Genomic DNA, 17,880 nt, shown 5'->3' with positions numbered 1-17,880 from the left:
TAGGTAGAAAACCAGCGAGGCAGGGGGTTAGAATAAGAAATAACGTTGTGCCATTGGTAACTCTGTTGCTGGTTCGCATACAAGAGGAACGCCATCGGCTTTTACTTCATAGGTTTGGCTGTCTAATTCAATATTTGGTGTATAACTGTTATGAATCATCGATTTTTTCGAGATGTTACGACACCCTTTTACTTCACCAATTTGGCTTTGTAGATTCAACTTCTCAGGCACACCCGCTTCGATACTTGCTTGAGATAGGAAGATCATTGAAGACTTGAATTTCGCTTTGCCGTAACAGGCGAACATTGGGCGATAATGTACCGGCTGTGGTGTTGGAATTGCGGCATTGATGTCACCCATAGGGGCGTAAGCGACTAAACCACTTTTCATAACAAGCGCCGGTTTTACACCAAAAAATGCTGGGTTCCATAACACTAAATCAGCCAGTTTGCCTTTTTCAACAGAGCCAACTTCATGTGAAATACCATGAGCAATCGCTGGGTTGATGGTGTATTTAGCCACGTAACGTTTAATTCGTTCGTTATCGTTATGCTCGTTATCACCTTCTAAAATACCACGTTGAAGTTTCATTTTATTCGCACACTGCCAAGTACGAATAATCACTTCACCAACACGGCCCATCGCTTGTGAGTCCGATGACATCACCGAGATTGCGCCCATATCATGAAGAATATCTTCAGCAGCAATGGTTTCACGACGAATACGAGATTCCGCAAAAGCCACATCTTCTGGAATAGATGGATCTAAGTGGTGGCAGACCATCAACATATCCAAATGTTCATCAACGGTATTGATGGTGTATGGCATGGTTGGGTTGGTTGATGCCGGTAAAATATTAGGTTCGCCCACTGACTTAATCACATCTGGAGCGTGACCACCGCCAGCGCCTTCGGTGTGGAATACGTGAATAACACGATCACCAATGGCTTTAACCGTTTCTTCGTAAAAACCACCTTCATTCAAGGTATCTGAGTGAATGGCAATTTGAATGTCCATTTCATCAGCCACGTTTAAGCAGTTATGAATAGCAGCAGGTGTTGCGCCCCAGTCTTCATGGATTTTTAACCCCATTGCACCGGCTTCAATTTGTTCACGCAGTGCTTCAGGTTTACTTACGCAGCCTTTACCAAATAGACCTACGTTAATGGGTAAATCATCAACCGCTTCTAACATGCGGTGTATGTTCCAAATACCTGGCGTTACCGTGGTTGCATTGGTACCAGCTACTGGGCCTGTACCACCGCCAATAAAGGTAGTGACACCAGAAGTTAAGCCTTCTTCCGCTTGTTGAGGGCAGATAAAGTGAATATGCGTATCAACGCCACCAGCGGTAATGATTTTGCCTTCACCAGCGACCACTTCGGTTGCTGGACCAACAACGATATCGACATTCGGTTGAACATCCGGATTACCCGCTTTACCAATACCAAAGATGCGACCATCTTTAATACCGATATCGGCTTTAACAATTCCCCAGTGATCGAGAATTAATGCGTTGGTAATAACCACATCAACGCATTCACTATTAACCACTTGGCTTTGACCCATGCCATCACGGATCACTTTACCACCGCCGAATTTCACTTCTTCGCCGTAGGTTGTAAAATCTTTTTCTACTTCTAAAAACAGTTCAGTGTCTGCTAGACGAAGGCGGTCGCCTGTTGTCGGCCCAAACATATTGGCATAAGCCGTACGAGAAATATGCGCCATTACTTCACCTCTTTATCGTCAGGAATTGTTGCAGTGATGTGCTTATCGACATTACCCATGATTGCGGCTTGGAAACCGTAGATTTCACGTTTACCTGCAAATTCAACCAGTTCAATGGTGCGACGTTGGCCGGGTTCAAAACGAATCGCCATGCCCGCAGGGATATTTAAACGGAAGCCTTTTGTTGGCTCACGGTCGAAATGAAGCGCTTCATTAACTTCATAAAAATGGTAATGAGAGCCAACTTGAATAGGGCGGTCGCCGTAATTTGCGACAGATAATGTGTGTGTTGTGCGGCCCACGTTCAATTCTATTTGACCTAGGTCGTTATTAACTCTTAATTCGCCAGGGATCATCATTTGCTCCTTAAACAATAGGATCGTGAATTGAAACGAGTTTAGTTCCGTCAGGGAAAGTACATTCAACCTGAACATCTGGGATCATCTCAGGGACGCCTTCCATTACATCATCAGCGGTTAAAATAGTACGACCGTAGTTCATTAGATCAGCCACTGTGCGTCCGTCACGTGCGCCTTCCATAATTTCAAAACAGATTAAGGCGATAGATTCTGGATAATTCAGTTTTAGTCCACGCGCCTTACGTCTTTCAGCGATCATGCCCGCAGAAGCAAGCAGCAGTTTGTCTTTTTCTCTTGGTGTTAATTCCATTGCTATTCCAACTAATTATGTAGCCCAGATGCGTGGGACTTCGGGTAAGGAGCCTAACCAATGTTGGCGAGTGTGTTGCCATAGAGTGCTGAAACACGCCATCATTGGCTCTGTTTGGTGGCCTAAATAACGGATAACCAATAAGCCATCAATTTCAGTAATTCCACAAATAGGATCGCTATTGCCAAATAACCCAGTTTGTTCATGGAAATGTTCATTAATCAGTGTTCTTAATTTATCTTCTAGTGTTTCAGATGCAGGGTAGATATACAGATTTCCAAGCATTGGGTAATCTCGCATTCCTGCTGCGTGCTTAATTTCATTAATGGCGTCGATATACATGGACTCTGAAAGCAGTAATTTGCCATCAACGTTAATGTTGGTTCGCCCTGTCACCATGCCTTTTTCAAAAATCTCATTGAGTACAGGGCGGCCAAAGCAGTTCATTTCCCAACCAATAAAATGCGAATTTTTATGTAGAGCAACTTGAGTATTTAAGTGTGCTTGGCTATCTGGGAAAAAAATGTTTTCTTGAGGTAACCACTCTAAGAAGCCTTTTTCTTCGACATTTAAGCGCTGTGTTTGGCTTGATGTTGCGCCAGAGCTACGATAAAACTTAGTGGCCCCTGGTGTTGTTATTAATGAGTGAGCCTCTGGTGCAACATGAATATTAATATTGAGTTGATCACCACCGACTACGCCACCGGGTGGGTGAAGTAAATAGGTATGAGAAACCCCAGTTTCTGGATAAAAAGGACGCTGCACCATTAATGGACCAACTTGTTCACGACGAACTAGTTTGGTATTTGAGCTTCTTTTTTCATAGAAAAGGGATATGTCTGCTAACCAACCAGAGGGGGATGTATTTATTTCAGGCATATTTAACCCTGCCGCTATGGCATATTTTCCTCAAAAGAAGTAATGAAAATAAATAGCAAACATCTCCAGTTTAAAACTAGAGAGATAAGTATTCTAAATAAATTGTAATTGCCTAAATTACGGCAGTGTTGAGTTAAGTACTCATATTTACAGTAAAGGTAATCTAATTTGAGTGAACATGAATATGAAAAATAGATTAACTTTAGAGAAGATTTTTGAACGCTTTATGATCTGGATATTAATCCTATATTTTAGACTTGGCAACAGAAATATAATGAAAAATAGAACTTTTTTAGGGTTTTAAATTTGTTAAATATAAGTAGAAAATTTATTCTAAAAACAGGTCGATATCTTTGAATAAAACTTCTTAATTAATAGTAATTATTTTATGACAAATAGAGTTAAGTAAGGCTTTTTCATGAGAAATAATTAAAAGTCCCATGTTTTTTTCCTGACACAGTTGCAGTAGTTGTTCCCAAATTGTTTTTTGAGTAATGGGATCGAGTTGAGCTGTGATCTCATCACACAGTAAGTATTGAGTTGTGGGCAATAATGCGCGACATAAAGCTAAACGTTGTAGCTGTCCGCCAGATAGTTCTGCTGGATAACGAGACAACCACTCTTTATCAATACTAAAGCGCTCTAGGTATTCATCAAAAGGATTATCACGAAAGCTCTCTTTTAAAGATCGTAATAATGTCCACTTAGGATTGAATGAGCGTTCTGGATGTTGGCCAATCCATTGAACTGGATTAGGTGTGTTTTTGTTGTATTCAGGTATCGTTACACTCCCTGAGTTAGGAGTCATAAAACCAGCCAATAGCATGGCGACGGTTGATTTACCGCTGCCACTGATCCCTGAGAGTCCTAGAATCTCTCCCTGTTCTAGGTTGATATTGGGCAGCGAAAGTGGTTTATTTTTGTAGTGAATACAGGTGTTAAGTAATTGAATCATATTATTCCCAGTGGCTAGGTAAGGCTTTCCATAACGCTTGGCTGTATGGTTGGCTTTTTCCTTCCTTAATGTGTTTTGGGCTCGTGTACTCTATGGATGACAGTTGGTTTCCATCATCATTATTATTTAATACAAGAATTCGATCGGCAATATCAATAACGTGCTTTAAGTCATGACTGATGATGATGACACCTTTTTTCTCATTATGAGCGAGGTGTTGATAGTGCTGAAATAAAGGTTCAACATATTCATCATTGATACCACAGCTTGGTTCATCAGCAATAATAACGTCTGGGTTTTGAATGAAAGCCAGCGCAGAGAGCACTCGTTTCGCCATACCTCCTGATAATTGATAAGGGTACAAACTAGCGACAGATTGAGGTAATTGAGCAAAAGTGAGAGCCTTGTGAATAGCGGTTGTATTTTTGCGTTGATACCATTTTTTTGTAGGGTCAAATTGCGCTAGTTGGGAACCAATTTTTGCTGTCGGATTTAAAGCATCAATGTACTGTGGAACTAAAGCCATTCGTATTGTTGGATCAATATTAATCTCTCCTGTGACGCTGAAATCAGAAGAGAGGGAGTTCATAATGGTGTTAATTAATACACTTTTTCCACAACCACTGGCTCCGATGATCGCTAAAACTTCACCTTTATCAATAGATAAAGAAAGGTTGCTGAGCAGCGGGATTTGGTGATCTTTTTGTTTGATATGTAGTGCACTAATTTGAATCATTGCCAGCTCCTTATTTTCTTGTATTAGCGCCAATTTGCATCAGCAGTAATGAGCTAATGATTAACATTATCCCCGGGAATAAAGCCAGCCACCATTGGCCACTAAGTAAGTATTTACTTGCTTCAGAGAGCATTCCCCCCATGGAGGGCGTGGACGGTTCAATACCAAAGCCTAAAAACGTCAATCCGGCGCCATGAACTAATGCTTGAGGGTATAAGACTAACATTCCGGTTAGCATTTGTGGCAAAAGGTGAGGCGTTAAATGCGTTACATAGCTGTGCAATTTAGAGTGCCCAAAAGCCAGTGAATGCAATACATAAGGCTTTTGGCGTAACTGTTCAATTTCAACTTTAAGCAAGCGCGTCAATTTAGGCCAATGACTAAAGGTAATAGCAACCACTAACCCTTCAAAACCACCACCAACTAAAATGGACAGTACAATCATGACTAAGATGTGTGGTAAAGCACTCCATACATCAATTAGAGTATTAATTAGGTAGCTACAAGTTGCATTGATATTTCCAATCAAAGCCAAACACATCGAAAGCAATGAGCAGAAGAGAGAGGCTAGCCCTCCCATAGCAAGGCTGAATAAAAGCGCTTTGAGAGTTCGGCTAAAGACATCTCTGCCTAACCAGTCGGTTCCAAACCAATAATGGGCGTTTGGCATAAGGTTTTTATTGAATAAATCAATGTTCTCGCCATTATTTTGCCAAGAGAGGGAAATCAGTAATAAAAGACAAAATAAGGTTAAAGGAAGATGCTTCTTTAACATAATAAATATTCTTTAAGGTTAAAATGAGGCGGACAAAGAGAGCCGCTTACTGAGTAGCGAGGCTAGGGCATTACCGATAAAAACAAAGATGGCACAACAAAAAGTGATCCCCAGCAGCAGTGGCGTATCTCCACTAAGGCCTGCTTTTACTAAGGTTTGCCCTATGCCTGGAAAATTAAAGACGGTTTCAACAATGACTGATCCACTTAATAATTCAGAGAACCCCGCTAATTGAATGACTAAAGCTGGGACCAGGGTGTTTCTTAATAAATGGTACCGAACAATAGAGAAAATAGATTGACCATGAAGGCGAGCATATTGCACATGCTGGCTATGACTCACTTCAATGACCTTTTCTCTCGTATGTAAAATAATGGGTGCCATTAAGCTAAAGCATAAGGTCACTAATGGTAATACGAAGTAAGGTGCTTTTTCATATAAAGATAAACTCTCAGGATCAATTCCTAAAGGAGAAACACCGCCGATAGGAAACCAAACTAATTTTATAGCAAAAACACTGATTAGGATTAAACCAACCCAAAAACTAGGGATGGCATTCATCATTAATGTGATGTGAGTAAAAACGTTACTCCATTTCTTTGTCGGAAATAAACCAAGTAACAGCCCCATGGTATAGCCAAGGATAAGTGATAAAGCACTCGCGCTAGCCATTAGCATGATGGAATAACGACTGCGTTGCCAAATGATCTCACTGACTGGCTCTTGATAGTGATAAGAGTAACCAAGATCACCTGACAGTAATGACGTCGTAAAATCTATCATGCGCTCCAAGGCGGTTTGGTTTAGGCCTAGTTGTTCGATAAGCTGTATTTTTCGCTCACCAAACACAGCGAGCGCGTTACCATCAAAATACGCACTGATGGGATCAATCGGTGATAACGCCAAGAGTAGCGTTATCATTACAAGAGCCAAACACAGTTGAATCACAAGGCGAGTTAAACTTACGCACACACGACTTGAATGTTGGGTGTTTATTGACACGTCCAACGCCACTCTTCGATATTTGCGGTTAGCGGCCAGCCATGATCATGTGGTTCAGTAATTGGTTTTCCTAAATCTAAGCAATTTTTAGCCATATAAAGGTGCTGAATATTAACTAACCAAGTCCATGGGCGATCTTGTTGTATCTGCTGTTGTGCTTGTTGCCAAAAAGGCAATGATGCATCCCATGATGGTGCTTTAAGGGCTTTATCAATCGCTGAGTCGACCTGTGGATTTCGATAACCGCCTGAGTTATAGAAATCAGTATGCGCATAACGAGAGTGATAAACATAAGTTACTTCACTTGCAGAGTGACTACCAAAGCCCATAAGGACGGGAGTTGTCGTCATTTGGAGGGCAATATCATTCCATTCGAGACCTTTAACATTAATGTTAATACCGACTTTAGCCGCCATTGAACTGATTGCTAATGCCAGCTGTTCTCTGACACTATCTCCTGCTTTATACAGCAGAGAAAAAGCAGCTTCATGACCTTGTTTATCTAGCGTCCCATTATTATTACTGTCACTCCAACCCGCTTGTGCAAGCAAAGCGTTAGCATGGCTTAGGTTTACTTTTTTAGAAGTAATATCTTGGGTATCCAAACCCCAAGGCATATTATCTGCGATGGAATACGCAGGTGTTGCATAACCATCTAATAATTTATCTACAATTAATTGCTTATCAATTAAGTAATCAAATACTTCCCTTATGGCAGGGTCGGCTGTGATGTAAGTCATTTCAGCATTTTTGTTGTAGTGCATTGGCCAGACAATACCACGATTATCTAGTGTCGGTACTGACCATAGCTTATAGCCTTTGAGTGTTTGATTTGCATAGCGTTGAGGTACAACACTTAAATCTAATTGGTGTGTTTTTAGTTGAATAAAACGAGACTCTTCACTTCCAAAAACAGCGATTAACTGTGAGAAATGAGGTGTTTTCCCATAATAATATGGATTCAATTTCATACTAACGTACTGGTTTTTTACCCACTTGGTTAGGACATAAGGACCAGAGCCTACCGGGGATGAGCCATAACGAAAGCTATTATCTTGCTGTTGATAAACGTGTTTTGGAACGATTCCAATAGAGGAGAATCGGTCTAGAAATGTAATGTCACATTGAGTCAAATGGAAGGCTACCGAATAAGGAGTTAAAGGCTCTGCCATTTTTAATGCACTGAGATCATGGGTGCTGCTTTGCTGTAAAATTTGATTGTAAGTGAAAGCGACATCTTCTGCTGTCAGTGGAGTACCATCACTGAATTGAACGTCGTTTCTTAAAGTGACAATCCAGGTCAGTTTATTATTGGTTAAGCGCCATTTTGTCGCTAAGTCGCCAACAAAATTTAATTCTTTATCTCTTTTTAATAGGGTAGATTGGAATAACGGATTACCGTATTTACCCCAACCAAGGATCGGGTCAAAGCCGGAAGCGGGTTCACTACCAAGGGCAACTTTTAAAATATCTGGTTTTTTAACTTGAGGTTCAGAAGCGAATGTTGAAAGACTGAACGTAGTAAAAAAAGAAATGATTAATGAAAATAGAAAATAAATGAATAGATTTTTATTTCCATTTATTAATTTAAATAATGTATTCACAACTTGTTTCCAATATAAAAGAAGTAGTGCAGGTAAATGAGAGAATGCATTTACGAACTGCATTAGAAATTAAGTGGCGATCTAAACTCATCACACGAATATAACGATTGTTGATTCAGTTATATTTGAGACAATACGAAGCACCTTAATAAAAAGGTAATTACACATTAGTTGTTATAGTGCTAAATACGTATAGATTGATGGTAAATAATATCAGATCGAATTTGATGGTATTAACAAATAGAGAGTTAAATTCATCGGTATATAAAAATCGCAAGCCGTAGAACAACGGTAAAAAAAGAGAGCGATCTTGTTGCTGCGGATTCTATCAGTAGATGTAAAGTAATCAAGAAATAAATGAGTAAAAGTAACATTATTTCATGGATATAAAAAAGGCTAAGTAAATCTACTTAGCCTTTGGTATTTAAAAGGTGATGAAATTAGCTTAATTGAGCTTTAATGTGCTCAACGATGTTTGCAATTTCAACCACTTCTTTGCTGTTTGCACGACGGTTTTTATATTCGAAGTTACCTTCATCCATGCTACGGTCGCCAATAACAACCGTATGTGGAATACCGATAAGCTCGATGTCTTTAAACATAACACCTGGACGCTCTTTACGGTCATCAAATAGTACATCGATGCCCATTGCTGTTAGTTCTGCATACAGTTTTTCTGCTGCTTCTTTAACGCGCTCAGATTTGTGCATGTTCATCGGTACGATAGCAACCGTAAATGGTGCAAGCGCTTCTGGCCATACAATGCCGTATTCGTCGTTGTTTTGCTCGATAGCTGATGCAACAACACGTGAAACACCAATACCGTAACAACCCATCTCAAGGATAGAGTTTTTACCGTTAGCATCAAGCACGCCACAGTTCATTGCTTCTGAGTAGGCTGTGCCTAATTGGAAGATGTGACCGACTTCGATGCCGCGTTTCAGTTGTAGAGTACCTTGACCACATGGGCTTAGATCGCCTTCAACAACGTTACGTAGATCTTCAACTTGACCAAGCTGTACATCACGCTCCCAGTTAACACCAAAGAAGTGCTTACCATCGATGTTTGCGCCTGTACCAAAGTCACTCATTACTGCAACAGAGCGGTCAACGATGAATGGCAGTTCTAGGCCTACAGGACCAAGAGAACCAGCACCAGCGCCGATTAGGTCACGAAGTTGTGCTTCGTCAGCCATCTCTAGTGGAGAAGCAACTTCTTTTAGGTTTTCAGCTTTAACTTCGTTAAGTTCGTGATCACCACGGATGATAAGAGCGATGATATCAGCGTCAATTTCATCAGATGCTTTAACAAATAATGTCTTAACTGTTTTTTCAATCGCGATACCGTGTTGCTCAACCAATTCTGCAATTGTTTTTGCATTTGGTGTATCAACCGTTGTCATCTCTTGAGTAGGAGCAGCACGTTCAGTTGTTGGTGCTAGAGCTTCTGCTTTTTCGATGTTAGCTGCGTAATCAGATTCTGTTGAGAATGCGATTAAATCTTCGCCGCTTTCAGCAAGTACGTGGAACTCTTGAGAACCACTGCCGCCGATAGCGCCTGAGTCAGCCAATACTGGACGGTACTCAAGACCCATGCGGTCGAAGGCTTTACAGTAAGCATCGTGCATTGCATCGTAAGACTTTTGTAGGCCTTCTTTATCGATATCAAAGCTGTACGCATCCATCATGCAGAATTCACGTGCACGCATAACGCCAAAACGTGGGCGACGCTCATCACGGAATTTAGTCTGGATTTGGTACAAGTTTAGTGGAAGTTGCTTGTAAGAGTTAACTTCGTTACGAACAAGGCTCGTGATAACTTCTTCAGCTGTTGGGCTAAGTACAAACGGACGAACATGACGGTCAGTAAAGCGAAGAAGCTCAGGACCCATCTTTTCAGAACGGCCTGTTTCTTCCCAAAGCTCAAACGGTTGAACTACGGGCATCAAAGTTTCGATTGCACCTGCATTGTCGATCTCTTGACGAACGATGTTTTCGACTTTACGCAATACACGTAGACCAGTCGGTAGCCAAGTATATAAACCTGAAGCTAGACGACGGATCATACCTGCACGTAGCATTAGCTGGTGGCTAACTACTTCTGCGTCGTTTGGAGTCTCCTTCAGTGTTGAAAGAAGGTATTTGCTAGTGCGCATGTTTTCATCCATTTGTTAGTTATGAATATTGGAATAGCTCGACTTAAACAGTTAAATCGAGAGTTCAATCTTAGTTATGGTATGTTCTTTAATGAGAACAGGATCAATCTAAAATTAAGCTTTCTATGATATCAGCCTAAAAGCGATCTCAAAAGCGATCAATTGCAGTTACCGTGATCGAATTGCTATCTACAGTGAATTTTACGTTCAAATCAAACAAATTTACCGCATATTCTTTGTTATCAGCTTTCCCTTTTTTGTAGGCTGGGCGTGGGTCTTGTCCAAGTACTTCTTTTATGACCGCTTCTATCTGCGTTTTCTGTGGGTGTGAACTAAGTGATTTTTGGGCCTCTATTGATAAATATACATTAAGAACATCGGGTTCTTTCTCTGCAAAACCACCGAGTGCATCAGGGATAGAATCGGAATAGGGGATGTAAGGTTTAATGTCTATGATTGGTGTGTTATCCACCAAATCAACGCTGCCCAATTCTAAATAGGTTTGATTGCCTTCTTGAACCACGCCTTTTAATTCGACGGCTGACATACCAATGCCATTGGGACGAAAGGTCGCACGCGAAGCAAACACACCAATACGTTCGTTTCCACCCAAACGTGGTGGGCGAACCGTTGGTCTCCATCCCGCCTCTAAGTTTTGGTCAAATAAGAACAATAACCATAGATGAGAGAATTGCTCAATTCCACGAACGGCTTCTGGTGAATTAGCCTCTCCCACTAATTTTAAGCGAGATGTGGCGCTAGGTGCTAAGCGAGGTTGGCGAGGAACCGCAAACTTTTCTTTGTAAGGTGATTGGATAAAACCAACAGGATCGATGTGATAAGTCATTGAAGTATTCTTTATGAATAATAATCTTTAGATATTAAAAAAGGTTGACGCTCTCACGTCAACCTTTTGTAGGTTAGCTTGTTAAAAGAAGGGGATTACCAACCTTTAACTACGCCACCTTTAAATGTTTTAAGTGCTGCTTGGTAAACTTCTTCTGATTGGTATGCTTTAACAAACGTTTTTACGTTTTCAGTGTTTACGTTGTCAGTACGACCAACAATTAGGTTTACATACGGAGAGTCTTTATCTTCTACAAAGATGCCATCTTTCTCAGGTGTAAGGTTTAGGCTACTTGCGTAAGTTGTGTTGATTACAGACAGTGCTACATCATCAAGAGAGCGAGGAAGCTGTGCTGCATCCAACTCAACAATAGTGATGTTTTTAGGGTTAGCCGTAATATCACGAACCGTTGCAGCAAGACCAGAGCCATCACGTAATGTGATTAGCCCTTGTTCTTGAAGAAGAAGTAAAGAACGACCAAGGTTAGTTGGATCGTTTGGTACCGCAATACGTGCACCGTCTTCAATTTGGTCAACCGAAGTTACTTGCTTAGAGTAACCAGCAATTGGGTAAACAAATGAATTACCAGCGATTTCAATTTTGTAACCACGATCAGTCACTTGTTGATCTAGGTATGGTTTGTGTTGGAATGCATTTAGGTCAATAGAACCATCATCCAATGCGGCGTTTGGTGTTACGTAATCGGTAAAAGTTACTAATTCAACATCAAGACCGTATTGCTCTTTTGCCACTTTAGCTGCAACCTCAGCAACTTGCGCTTCAGCACCCGCCATTACACCCACTTTAATTGAGTTTGTGTTTGCTTCTTCTTGACCACAGCCAGTTAGGATAAGTGTTGATGCTAGGCCAGCAACTGCTGCCAGTTTTTTTAGATTCAATTTCATTATTTACTCCTTAAAAATGAATTCCATATTAAATAAAATTAACGGTGATCGAATTTTTTAACTAAAGAATCACCAACAGATTGAATGATTTGAACCAAAACAATCAGCATAACAACGGTCACAGCCATGATGGTTAAATCATAACGGTGGAAACCATATCGAATAGCAACATCACCTAAGCCACCGCCGCCAACCGTACCTGCCATTGCAGAGTAGCTAACTAGCGTTACTAGTGTGATAGTTACTGAGTTTAAAATAGTTGGTAGTGCTTCAGGAAGCAGTACTTTCGTAATAATTTGCAGTGGAGTTGCGCCCATTGACTGTGCTGCTTCAACTAAGCCACTTGGTACTTCAATTAGTGCGCCTTCAATCAGACGAGCCACAAATGGGATTGCACCAATAGTCAGCGGAACGATTGCCGCTGTAGTACCAATAAAGCTACCAACAATCAGTTTTGTTACTGGAATAATCGCAACCATTAATACTAAGAAAGGAACAGAGCGACCCACGTTAACAACAGCGCCAAGTGTACTATTGAATGTGGTGTTTTCCATTAAGCCACCTTTTTTAGTGATGTGTAAAACAACACCAAGCGGGATCCCAATAGCAAAACCAACAATACCAGCAACCGCAACCATATAAAGGGTTTCGCCTGTTGCGTTTAATAACAGCTTGCTGTTTAAATCAAGCCATGCAGAAATCACATCAAATGACATAACCTAATACCTCTACTTTTACGTGATGATTGCGTAAGAATGTAATTGCTTGCGCTGTTGATTCTTGGTTGCCAAAAAACTCGGCTAGCATAAGGCCAAATTTAACGCCGCCAGCATAATCGATATCTGCATTTAAGATACTGATATCAATGTCAAATTCACGAGAGATCTGGCTAATCACAGGGGCGTCAACACTGGCACCAGTAAATTCCAAACGAATAAGAGGGTAACTGCCTTCAACATAGGTTTCTTGTAGACGAGATTTGAAATCATCAGGAATTGATAAATCTAATGTTGCACGAATAAACTCTTGTGCAAGTTTGGTTTTAGGATGAGCAAAAATATCGCTCACAATGCCTTTTTCAACCAACTCACCGCCACCGATAATAGCAACTTCATGACAGATATTTTTTACTACTTCCATTTCATGGGTAATGATTAGGATAGTAATATTTAATTTTCGATTTAGATCTTTGATTAGCTCTAGAATTGACTTTGTTGTTGCAGGATCAAGCGCACTGGTTGCTTCATCACAAAGCAGTACTTTTGGATCTGTTGAAAGTGCACGAGCGATAGCAACACGTTGCTTTTGACCGCCACTAAGGTTTGCAGGATAAGTGTGGTGCTTATCTTCTAAGCCAACCAAATCTAATAGCTCAGTGACTTTTTTCTTGATCTCTTGTTTTGATTTTCCCGCTAACTCTAGCGGTAGAGCTACGTTTTCAAATACAGTTCGTGAAGCAAGAAGGTTAAAGTGTTGGAAAATCATTCCGATATTGCGGCGTGCTTTGCTTAACTCGCTTGAAGAGAGTTTTGTTAAATCAACACCATCAACAATCACTTCACCATTTGTTGGCTTCTCTAACATGTTTACACAGCGTATCAGCGTACTTTTCCCTGCACCTGATGAGCCAATTACACCAAAGATGGTGCCTTGGGCAATATGTAGGTTAATATCTTTAAGGGCATTAATTTCCTTTGCACCTTGATAAAACACCTTATTAACGCGGTTTATTTCAATCATGATTCGCCTTGAACTGCATTTTTAAATAGGGAGCTAATGTAAATAGAAAGCCAGTGTAAATAGAAAGATAACCAAGGTTAAAAAATCTGAGCGATCTCTCATTTTTTATATCCTACTGATGCTATTTCGGATATTGATTTAAGTCAATAGGTATTTTTACGTCTAGACGGCTAAACGTATAAATTATGATGCTAAGAAAGCAAAAGCGTGCGATAATTTTTTATTAACCGATTTGACTATTTAGAGGGTTTCACCTTGTCCAAACCAGCGGTATTTATTGATAGAGATGGCGTCATTAACGTTGATCGTGGCTATGTTCATAAGCGTGATGACTTTGAATATATTGATGGTGTATTTGATGCCGTTAAAAAATGCAAAGACATGGGTTACCTACTTGTATTAGTAACAAACCAATCGGGAATTGCTCGTGGTATGTTTACTGAAGAGCAATTTGAAATCCTAACGGAATGGATGGATTGGAACTTTGCTGATCACGGTATTGATTTTGATGGTATTTATTATTGTCCGCATCACCCAGAAGCAACAGTAGAAAAATACAAAGAAGAGTGCGATTGCCGTAAACCAAATCCAGGGATGTTTAACTCAGCACAGAGTTTCCTAGACATCGATATGGAAAACTCAGTCATGATCGGCGATAAGAAAGAAGACATGATGGCAGCGCAAGCGGCGGGTGTTGGTACTCGTATCCTTGTTCGTACTGGTAAACCAGTAACTGAAGAGGGTGAAGCGTTAGCAACTACGGTACTTGATAGTATTGCTGATGTGCCTAAGTTTTTGTTTGCTTAATTAAATAAAGCATACGACTGTAATTTTAGAAAGCCCATAGACTTTTAGTTTGTGGGCTTTTTTATTGGTTATTCTTTTTGATAATTTAAGTACTCAATGCATAGTTCATAGAATTGCTGAGCTTGTGGTGAGATGGTTCTGCCTGCTAACTGAAATATTCCAATTTGTCGTTCTAAGGGAGGATCGATCAGAGGGATCCACACTAACCGTGTTTCATTGGTTGGAAAGGCTAATTTAGGTAATGTGGTAATACCTATACCAAGTTCTAATATAGAAAATAATGAGGTGATATTCTCAACGGAATAGAGGGCTTGTTCGCTAAGAATGCGAGCAGGTGTTGAGTTGAGTAAAGTACACGTCCCGTTTCTTATAAAAGGCTGTTCAAGTAACGTTTGCCACTCGATTCCTTCTGGATTACTTGCAATTGGATTATCTTTTAAGCATACAACACCAATAGGATCGCTAATAAGAGGGGTAAAGTGAATTGCTTCTTCTTCTAATTGTGAATAATTACCTAATGCGAGATCAACCTCACCAGACAATAATCTCGCTTCTACTCCTGCGGCATTATCATCTATCAAGCTCACTTCTACATTTGGGTATTTCTCACTGAATGCACCAAGTACACTTGGAATTAATTTTGCAGCCACTGAGGGAACACTAGCAATCCGAACGCGTCCTTGTTGTCCTGCGGCATCTGCCCGTAAATCATTCTTTAAACGATCATACACATCTAAAAACTGTGAGATTTTAGGAAAGCAAATTTCACCAAAAGGGGTGAGTTTTGATTTATTTCCAGCTTCAAATAATGGCTGTTCTAAAATGCGTTCAAGCTCTTTAATCGACGTTGATAATGCGGCTTGAGAGCGATTTGCTCGATTTGACGCCGCACGGAAGCCTCCTTCCTCTACGACTAAAGTAAAGTGTTTCAATTGTTGTAGCTTGATGCTCATACCTTAAACCTCACTGCCATCCCTTTATTTATCGAACCCTCACTAAGGTGATAAGTTTTTCTTATCGAATGTAAAAAATTTACCGTTAGATTTATCATCTGTCAATGTGCAATATTTAACCATATTGAAACATTGTTATTACATGACGAATGAGAGCGTGAAGACTAAAATGAAAAAGCATTCAATAAAAACTGACTTATTTGCCTCTAAAGCGCCACTTGAGTGGGCAATTGTAAATAACGGAACTTTATATACCGCTCAGATCCCAATTGACCAATCCGGTGCGGTTGTTGAAGGCGGCATTGAAGCGCAAGCACGCCAAACACTAGACAACTTAGCTCATACCTTAGAGTGTGCTGGTGAATCTTTAGATTCTGTTTTGCAGGTATTAATTTATGTGATTGATAGAGAGTATTTAGTCACTGTAAATAAAGTGTACGCAGAGTACTTTAATGCACCTTATCCAAACCGTGCTGCAATGATTGTTGCAGGGTTAGCTCGAGAAGAAATGCTCGTTGAATTTGTTGTTTATGCCGCAGTCGGATCAGAATAAGCCCAACGCTTTACCTTATTAAATACTAAAGAATTCGTTTTTTATTGCTTATTTTTACAAGCAATAATCTTAGAACAAGGAAGATAGCATGACAGTTCAAACACTAAATATTCAAGCAGAGAAATCATTGTACATTGGCGGTGAATGGCAATCTGGTATCAGTACGATTGCCAATATTAACCCATCAGATATTACGCAGCATTTAGGCCATTTTGCTCAAGCAAGTGAAAGCCAAGTTCAAGACGCAATTTCAGCAGCAAAAAAAGTGCAACCACAGTGGGAGAAAACACCACTAGAGCGCAAACAAGCGGTACTGCAAGCGATTGGTGATGAGCTAATTGCACGTTGTGATGAATTAGGCCGTTTGCTTTCAAGTGAAGAAGGTAAACCTTTTATGGAAGGTCGTGGTGAGATTTATCGTGCAGGTCAATTCTTCCAATACTTTGCAGCAGAAGTTCTACGTCAAATTGGTGATAGTGCTGATTCAGTAAGACCGGGGGTTTCTGTTGAAGTGACGCGTGAAGCGGTTGGTGTGATTGCGGTGATTTCGCCTTGGAATTTCCCAACTGCAACCGCGGCTTGGAAGATAGCTCCAGCTCTCGCGTTTGGTAATAGTGTTATTTGGAAGCCTGCAAATCTAACCCCTGCTAGTGCTGTGGCACTTACTGAGATTATTCATCGTCAAGGCCTACCAGAAGGGACGTTTAATTTGGTATTAGGCAACGGTTCTCAAGTGGGTAATGCGTTAATCAATTCAAAAGAAATTAATGGTGTGAGTTTTACCGGTTCAGTAGATACAGGGCGTAAAGTGGCAGCGGCTACGGCACCAAACTTTGTGCGTTGCCAATTAGAAATGGGGAGTAAAAATGCGTTAGTGATTGCCGATGATGCGGATATTCAAATTGCCGTTGAAGCAACCATTGCAGGTTCGTTCTCTGGTGCTGGTCAAAAATGTACAGCGTCATCTCGTTTAGTTGTGATGGACGGTATTCATGATGCGTACGTTGAAGCGTTAATTAAGCGCATGAGTGAATTAAAAGTAGGTCACGCATTAGAAGATGGCATCTTCATGGGGCCAGTGGTTGATGGTAATCAATTGGATGCAAACTTTGGTTGGATAGAAAATGCACGCCAAAGTGGCGCTGAATTGGCATTTGGTGGTGAGCGTCTAAATCTTGAACATGATGGTTACTACATGTCTCCAACGCTATTTATTAACACGGATAATAAGTGGGAAGTAAACCAAGAAGAAGTCTTTGCACCAATGGCAAGCGTGATCCGAGTGTCTGATTTAGATGAAGCAATTGCAACAACTAACGATACTCGCTTTGGTTTGACGGGTGGCATTATTACTCAAAGCTTACGCACGAGTTCATTATTTAAACAACAAGCTCAAACGGGCTGTGTGATGGTGAATTTGCCTACTGCGGGTACGGACTATCATGTGCCATTTGGTGGGCGTAAAGAATCAAGCTTTGGCCCTCGTGAGCAAGGCCAGTACGCAAAAGAGTTTTATACGGTTGTGAAAACGGCTTACCAACGTCCTTATTAAAATGGATGGAAAATCT

The 17,880-nt window shown here is 40.6% G+C and carries 18 protein-coding genes; 3 read left to right on the top strand and 15 right to left on the bottom strand.

The window, feature by feature from the left end; translation table 11 throughout:
- Positions 1 to 27: 27 nt before the first annotated feature.
- The 14 genes from ureC to metN form a co-directional block, all read right to left on the bottom strand.
- Positions 28 to 1,731 carry an urease subunit alpha gene (ureC, locus tag AC2IP4_RS10290; RefSeq protein ID WP_012533253.1) on the bottom strand — a complete coding sequence of 568 codons (1,704 nt, stop codon included), beginning with the start codon at positions 1,729 to 1,731 and terminating at the stop codon, positions 28 to 30.
- On the bottom strand, positions 1,731 to 2,087 hold the full coding sequence (locus tag AC2IP4_RS10285; RefSeq protein WP_130047298.1) for an urease subunit beta: 357 nt from the start codon (positions 2,085 to 2,087) through the stop codon (positions 1,731 to 1,733). Before AC2IP4_RS10285 ends, ureC begins: the two co-directional genes overlap by 1 nt.
- 10 nt (positions 2,088 to 2,097) lie before the next feature.
- On the bottom strand, positions 2,098 to 2,400 hold the full coding sequence (locus AC2IP4_RS10280) for an urease subunit gamma (RefSeq protein WP_130047231.1): 303 nt from the start codon (positions 2,398 to 2,400) through the stop codon (positions 2,098 to 2,100).
- Between the two features lie 15 nt (positions 2,401 to 2,415).
- Positions 2,416 to 3,279 carry an urease accessory protein UreD gene (locus AC2IP4_RS10275; RefSeq protein ID WP_486310246.1) on the bottom strand — a complete coding sequence of 288 codons (864 nt, stop codon included), beginning with the start codon at positions 3,277 to 3,279 and terminating at the stop codon, positions 2,416 to 2,418.
- 367 nt (positions 3,280 to 3,646) lie between these two features.
- The gene (locus tag AC2IP4_RS10270) at positions 3,647 to 4,234 is read right to left on the bottom strand and encodes an ATP-binding cassette domain-containing protein (RefSeq protein ID WP_130047229.1); all 588 of its coding nucleotides are present in this window, start codon (positions 4,232 to 4,234) and stop codon (positions 3,647 to 3,649) included.
- Between the two features lies 1 nt (position 4,235).
- Complete coding sequence (locus AC2IP4_RS10265) at positions 4,236 to 4,970, bottom strand: ATP-binding cassette domain-containing protein (RefSeq protein WP_486310245.1); 735 nt, start codon at positions 4,968 to 4,970, stop codon at positions 4,236 to 4,238.
- A gap of 10 nt (positions 4,971 to 4,980) precedes the next feature.
- Positions 4,981 to 5,745: an ABC transporter permease gene (locus AC2IP4_RS10260; protein ID WP_130088102.1), complete on the bottom strand. Its 765-nt coding sequence runs from the start codon at positions 5,743 to 5,745 to the stop codon at positions 4,981 to 4,983.
- Between the two features lie 18 nt (positions 5,746 to 5,763).
- On the bottom strand, positions 5,764 to 6,666 hold the full coding sequence (locus tag AC2IP4_RS10255; RefSeq protein WP_242504744.1) for an ABC transporter permease: 903 nt from the start codon (positions 6,664 to 6,666) through the stop codon (positions 5,764 to 5,766).
- A 71-nt stretch (positions 6,667 to 6,737) separates the two neighbouring features.
- Entirely contained in the window at positions 6,738 to 8,414 is a 1,677-nt protein-coding gene (locus AC2IP4_RS10250) for an ABC transporter substrate-binding protein (protein WP_486310244.1), read from the bottom strand.
- 377 nt (positions 8,415 to 8,791) lie between these two features.
- Positions 8,792 to 10,507, bottom strand: coding sequence for a proline--tRNA ligase (locus AC2IP4_RS10245; RefSeq protein WP_130047224.1), 1,716 nt, complete (start codon positions 10,505 to 10,507; stop codon positions 8,792 to 8,794).
- A gap of 148 nt (positions 10,508 to 10,655) precedes the next feature.
- Positions 10,656 to 11,354 (bottom strand): tRNA (N6-threonylcarbamoyladenosine(37)-N6)-methyltransferase TrmO, encoded by a 699-nt coding sequence (gene tsaA, locus AC2IP4_RS10240; protein ID WP_486310243.1) that lies wholly within the window; start codon positions 11,352 to 11,354, stop codon positions 10,656 to 10,658.
- A gap of 95 nt (positions 11,355 to 11,449) precedes the next feature.
- The gene (locus AC2IP4_RS10235; protein WP_130047222.1) at positions 11,450 to 12,259 is read right to left on the bottom strand and encodes a MetQ/NlpA family lipoprotein; all 810 of its coding nucleotides are present in this window, start codon (positions 12,257 to 12,259) and stop codon (positions 11,450 to 11,452) included.
- A 38-nt stretch (positions 12,260 to 12,297) separates the two neighbouring features.
- Complete coding sequence (locus tag AC2IP4_RS10230) at positions 12,298 to 12,975, bottom strand: methionine ABC transporter permease (RefSeq protein ID WP_486310242.1); 678 nt, start codon at positions 12,973 to 12,975, stop codon at positions 12,298 to 12,300.
- Positions 12,965 to 13,999 carry a methionine ABC transporter ATP-binding protein MetN gene (gene metN / locus AC2IP4_RS10225; protein ID WP_105063353.1) on the bottom strand — a complete coding sequence of 345 codons (1,035 nt, stop codon included), beginning with the start codon at positions 13,997 to 13,999 and terminating at the stop codon, positions 12,965 to 12,967. Before metN ends, AC2IP4_RS10230 begins: the two co-directional genes overlap by 11 nt.
- 255 nt (positions 14,000 to 14,254) lie before the next feature.
- Between metN and gmhB the strand changes: the two genes are divergently transcribed.
- Entirely contained in the window at positions 14,255 to 14,806 is a 552-nt protein-coding gene (gmhB, locus tag AC2IP4_RS10220) for a D-glycero-beta-D-manno-heptose 1,7-bisphosphate 7-phosphatase (RefSeq protein WP_130047219.1), read from the top strand.
- Positions 14,807 to 14,874: 68 nt separating this feature from the next.
- Here gmhB and AC2IP4_RS10215 read toward each other — a convergent pair whose 3' ends face one another.
- Complete coding sequence (locus AC2IP4_RS10215; RefSeq protein WP_375321934.1) at positions 14,875 to 15,759, bottom strand: LysR family transcriptional regulator; 885 nt, start codon at positions 15,757 to 15,759, stop codon at positions 14,875 to 14,877.
- A 169-nt stretch (positions 15,760 to 15,928) separates the two neighbouring features.
- Between AC2IP4_RS10215 and AC2IP4_RS10210 the strand changes: the two genes are divergently transcribed.
- Positions 15,929 to 16,312: a RidA family protein gene (locus AC2IP4_RS10210; RefSeq protein WP_486310241.1), complete on the top strand. Its 384-nt coding sequence runs from the start codon at positions 15,929 to 15,931 to the stop codon at positions 16,310 to 16,312.
- Between the two features lie 88 nt (positions 16,313 to 16,400).
- Positions 16,401 to 17,864, top strand: a complete 1,464-nt coding sequence (locus tag AC2IP4_RS10205; protein ID WP_486310240.1) for an aldehyde dehydrogenase family protein — start codon at positions 16,401 to 16,403, stop codon at positions 17,862 to 17,864.
- The last annotated feature ends 16 nt before the right edge of the window (positions 17,865 to 17,880 follow it).

It is taken from the genome of Aliivibrio thorii, from assembly GCF_057368585.1.
Note: the sequence above shows the minus strand (reverse complement) of the source record. Positions and strands in the feature narration are given on the sequence as shown.